Here is a 4797-nt window from a genome sequence, read left to right as displayed (position 1 = left end):
CCTCGCGCCCGCCGGCGGCGCCGCCGACGGCCAGGCCGACCGGGTGGCCGTGGCCGCGGCGCTCGCCGAGGCGGAGGCCGCGATGACCCAGGCGCGCGACGCGCGCTCGGGCGGCGACCCGCTCGCCGCGCTGCACCGGCTCACGGCGGCCGAGGCCGCCCTGGACGCCGCCCTCGCCCCCGCGCGCGAGAAGGCGGAGGCGGACGCGCGCGCCCGCGCGCTCCTGCGCGACACCCTCGGCCGCGTCGACTCGCAGGTGCGCGCCACGCAGGACTACGTCGCGACGCGACGCGGTGCCGTCGGGCCCGAGGCCCGGACCCGCCTGGCCGAGGCGGCGCGGCTCGTCGCCGAGGCCCAGGCGCTCCAGTCGCAGGACCCGACGGCGGCCCTCGAGCGCGCCCAGCAGGCCGAGCGGTACGCCCAGCAGGCGACGCAGCTCGCGGAGCAGGACACCTCGTCGTGGGGCGCGAACCAGGGCGGGCAGGGCGGGCCGAACGTCGGCGGCATGGTGCTGGGCGGCATCCTGCTCGACTCCGTGCTGCGCGGCTCCGGCGGCGGCATCAGCGGCGGGTTCGGCGGAGGCTACGGCGGCGCCCGGCGCCGGGGCGGCTACGGAGGCGGGTTCGGCGGCGGCCGGGGCGGCGGCGGGTTCGGCGGCGGCCGGCGCAGCAGCAGCGGCGGCGGGCGCGGCGGGAGGTCGCGCGGCGGCCGCTTCTGAGCCCCGGCGGGCGGAACCCGACCGCGACGACGCACGTTCTGGCAGGCACACGACGACGGCACACCATCTCAGCAGGGCGACGGAAGGAAGCACGACCATGACGCAGAAGCAGAGCATCCTCGGGCGGATCAGCCAGCTCGCGAAGGCGAACATCAACGCGCTTCTCGACCTCGCCGAGGACCCGCAGAAGATGCTGGACCAGCTCGTCCGCGACTACACGAACAACATCGCCGAGGCCGAGCAGGCCATCGCCCAGACCATCGGCAACCTGCGCCTCGCCGAGCAGGACTACAACGAGGACGTCCAGGCCGCCAGCGAGTGGGGCACCAAGGCCCTCGCCGCGTCGCGCAAGGCCGACGAGTACCGCACCGCCGGCAACACCGCCGACGCCGACAAGTTCGACAGCCTCGCCAAGGTGGCGCTGCGCAAGCAGCTCGACGCCGAGTCCGAGGTCAAGACGGCGCAGCCGATGATCGAGCAGCAGCGCGTCACGGTGGAGAAGCTCAAGACGGGCCTCGCCGCGATGAAGGACAAGCTGGGCGAGCTGAAGTCCAAGCGCGACCAGCTCGTCGCCCGTCAGAAGGCCGCCCAGGCGCAGCAGACGGTGCAGGGCGCGATCAGCTCCATCAACGTGCTCGACCCGACCAGCGAGCTGGCCCGGTACGAGGAGACCGTGCGCCGCGAGGAGGCCATGGCGATGGGCCAGGCGGAGGTCGCCGCGGCGTCCCTCGACTCCCAGTTCGCGGAGCTGGAGGCCTCCGACGCCGACATCGAGCTCGAGGCCCGGCTCGCCGCCCTCAAGGCGGGCAACGCGCCGTCGCCGCAGATCTCCCCGTCCACCGAGCAGTACTGACGACCGGCCGACCACCGCGCAGCGGCACGTGGCGATTCATCGAGCGTGCTGAAATGGTCCTCATCCCGGCGGTTTGAGGAGCATTTCAGCACGCTCGATGCGTGCGCGAGTCGTGGCTCTCGTGGGCACGGTCATTCGGTCACCGACCGGGCGCGGGGTCCACGTCACGAATCGTTGTGGGGGGCGGGCCGATACGCTGAGGGACATGTCTCCCGCCTTCACCGCCCCGGTCCCCGCGAGCGCGCCCGCCACCGCGGAGGCCACGGGCCGCCGCACCTACCTCCTGGTGGACGGCGAGAACATCGACGCCACGCTGGGCATGAACGTGCTGAACCGGAGGCCGAACCCCGAGGAGCGCCCCCGCTGGGACCGCATCTCGACGTTCGCGCAGAAGCTGTGGGACCAGGACGTCGTCCCGCTGTTCTTCCTCAACGCCAGCAGCGGGCAGATGCCGATGGCGTTCGTGCAGGCGCTGCTCGCGATGGGCTACAAGCCGATCCCGCTGGCCTCGTCCGGCACGGAGAAGGTCGTCGACGTCGGTATCCAGCGCACGCTGGAGGCGCTGGCGGACCGGGACGGCGACGTCCTGCTCGCGAGCCACGACGGCGACTTCCTGCCGCAGATCGAGGCGCTGCTCGACGACGAGCGCCGCGTGGGGCTGCTGGCGTTCCGCGAGTTCGTCAACGGGCAGTTCGCGCAGCTCTCCGAGCGCGGGCTGCAGATGTTCGACCTCGAGGGCGACGCCGACGCGTTCACCGCCCCGCTGCCGCGCGTGCGGATCATCCCGCTCGACGAGTTCGACCCGCTGCGCTACCTCTGACCGCTGCGAGCGGGGATCAGCCCGCGGCGAGCAGCTCCCGGTACAGCGGGGTCGTGTAGCCGGGCGTGAACGTGCTCCCGCCCAGGACGGCGCGCAGCCGCTCCGCCTCGGCGGCGACGGCGGCCTCGCCGTCGGCACCCACGTCCTCGAGCAGGCGCCAGACGACGTCGCCACCCGGTCGCACGATCCACAGGCCGACGATCCGCCCCTGCCACCACACCGTGGCGCCCGCGTTGCCGGCGCTGTCGAAGATCCGCTCGCGGTGCGGGCCCAGGTACCAGTCGCGGGCGGTCCAGCCCATGGTGGTGGGGTCGAGGGTGGGCAGCAGCGCGGCGTGACCGCCGACGACGTCGTCCAGCGCGGGGTCGAGGTCCGCGTCCAGGTCGGTGTCGCGCAGCATGACGCCGTCGGCGGCGACGGCGTCCCCTCCCGGCGGACCGATCTCCACCTCGACCTCGCGCACGTCGAGGGCGGCGACGGCGCGGCGCGCCTGCCCGAGGTTCCAGCCGGTCCACCACCTGAGGTCCGCCACGGTGGCGGGCCCGAACGCCTCGAGCCACGCCCGGGCGAGCTCCACCCGGGCCACCTCCTCGTCCATCACGGGGATCCCGTCGGGGAACCAGTCGGTCATCGGCGACCACACGTGCCGCGGCGACGACCACGCCCCGCGCGGCTCGCCGCGCACCACGGAGCCCTCGGCCGACAGCAAGGACAGCAGCGGCGACGTCATGGTGCGGCGCACGTCCCACGCCTTGTCCGTGGTGGGCAGGAACGCGGTGCGCAGGAGCGGCGCCGCCCTCGAGAGCTCGGCGCCGTCGAGCGGGCCGGCGGCGAGGGCGGCGTGCACCTGCGCCTCGGCGGCCGCGACCAGCGCCTCGGGGTCGTCGACGGCCGGGTCCGTGGGCAGGGTCGCGAGCTCCTTGAGCAGCCGCGCCCGCAGCCGCGACGCGACCGGGGTCGACGCCGCCGCGTGCACCACCGGCACCAGGTCGCGCGGCACGACGAACATCGTGCGCCGCATGCCCAGCACCTTGACGAGGCTGCGCCGCTCGAACAGGGCGTCGCGCACGTCGTCGAGACCGAGCCCGGGCACCCGGGCGAGGACCGCGAGGTGCACGCTCGGCGCGTCCGTCGCGTGCAGCGCGACCAGCCTCCGCGTGACGTCCTCCGGCGTCGCCAGCGCCGGTGACCCGGGCCGGCCCACGCCCAGCGCCAGCTGTCGCCCGACCAGGCGCCGCCGGCGCTGCTCCCCCGTGATCCGCACCCGCCCATCATGGGTCCCCCCGCCGACACCGCGACGCGGAGAACGGCGCCACCCCTTGCCGCGAGTCTTATTACTCGTCTAGAGTAAAAACATGGACGCAGGAACCCCGGCCCAGGCCGTCGCCGACATCACCGCAGCGCGGACGGCGGCGGACCTGTTCGCCGGCGCACCGACGGAGGCCGCCGCCGCGCGCCGGGCCCGCCGGACCTACCGCCGCCTCGTCGCCCTCGTCCACCCCGACGTGGCGGTCGGCCACGGCGTCGCGCCCGACGTCGCGCAGCGGGCGACGTCACGTCTCAACGACCTCTACGAGCAGTGGCGGCTCGGCGCCCCGGCGCGCACGGCCGGCCCGGCGCCACCGCACGTCGTCGGCCGGCACGGCACCTACCGGCTGCGCGACCGCCTCCACCGCGCCGACCTGGTCAGCACGTACGCGACCGACGACCCGCTGCTCCGCGTCATGCTCAGCCGCACCGAGAGCCGGGGCACCGACCGGTTCCAGGCGGCGACCGGGGCGCTCGCCACGGCGGGCGCCGGCGCGTTCGCCCCCACGCCGGTCGACGGCGGCACCACGGCCGACCGGGCCTGGGTCGCGGCCCGGCTGCCCGACGGGCTGCACACCCTGCGCGAGGTCCGCTCGGCCTTCCCGGGCGGCCTCGACGGCCGCGACTGGGCGTGGATGGCCCGCCGCGTCCTCCTGGCCCTCGACCTCGCGGGCGAGCCGGCGGTCCTGGACGTCGACACCGTCCTCGTGCACCCGACTCGGCACGGCGTCGTCCTGACGGGCTGGGGCGCGACGACCGCCGACGCCGGGCTCGCCGACCTCTTCGACGGGCTGCTCGACGGCCACCCCGACGCGGGCCGCCAGCGCGCCTGGGCCCGGGCCTCGGCGTCGCTCGACGCGGGTCGCCGTCGGACCGAGTACGACCTCCTGCTGCGCCACCTGTACGGCGCGCGGCGATACCGCCCGTTCGCCCTCCCGGACGCGGCCTAGCACAGACCACGGGGCCACCGGCCCCCCGACGAAAGGAGCCCGTCATGGGCGCAGGACAGTGGGACACCAGCACCTTCACCGCCGCGGCGGCCGCGCGCCGGGCGCGCGGCCAGGACGACTTCGGCTACACCTCGAGGATGCGGGGAGT

At 75.3% G+C, this 4797-nt stretch carries 4 protein-coding genes and 1 pseudogene; 4 read left to right on the top strand and 1 reads right to left on the bottom strand.

Annotation, left to right across the window (positions count from 1 at the left end):
• From ACFWEK_RS18930 to ACFWEK_RS18920, 3 genes and pseudogenes are all read left to right on the top strand, one after another.
• Nucleotides 1-718: pseudogene (locus tag ACFWEK_RS18930) on the top strand (TPM domain-containing protein); the annotation flags it as partial.
• A gap of 97 nt (nucleotides 719-815) precedes the next feature.
• Nucleotides 816-1571: a PspA/IM30 family protein gene (locus tag ACFWEK_RS18925; protein WP_430555043.1), complete on the top strand. Its 756-nt coding sequence runs from the start codon at nucleotides 816-818 to the stop codon at nucleotides 1569-1571.
• A gap of 205 nt (nucleotides 1572-1776) precedes the next feature.
• A complete protein-coding gene (locus ACFWEK_RS18920; RefSeq protein ID WP_430547902.1) occupies nucleotides 1777-2391 on the top strand; it encodes an NYN domain-containing protein in 615 nt (204 codons plus the stop codon).
• A gap of 16 nt (nucleotides 2392-2407) precedes the next feature.
• Here the strand turns inward: ACFWEK_RS18920 and ACFWEK_RS18915 are convergent, their stop codons facing one another.
• Complete coding sequence (locus ACFWEK_RS18915) at nucleotides 2408-3655, bottom strand: winged helix DNA-binding domain-containing protein (RefSeq protein WP_430555042.1); 1248 nt, start codon at nucleotides 3653-3655, stop codon at nucleotides 2408-2410.
• Nucleotides 3656-3746: 91 nt separating this feature from the next.
• Between ACFWEK_RS18915 and ACFWEK_RS18910 the strand changes: the two genes are divergently transcribed.
• Entirely contained in the window at nucleotides 3747-4649 is a 903-nt protein-coding gene (locus ACFWEK_RS18910; protein WP_430555041.1) for a hypothetical protein, read from the top strand.
• The last annotated feature ends 148 nt before the right edge of the window (nucleotides 4650-4797 follow it).

It is taken from the genome of Isoptericola sp. NPDC060257 (assembly GCF_042726645.1).
GTDB classification, from domain to species: Bacteria; Actinomycetota; Actinomycetes; order Actinomycetales; family Cellulomonadaceae; genus Isoptericola; species Isoptericola nanjingensis.
Note: the sequence above shows the minus strand (reverse complement) of the source record. Positions and strands in the feature narration are given on the sequence as shown.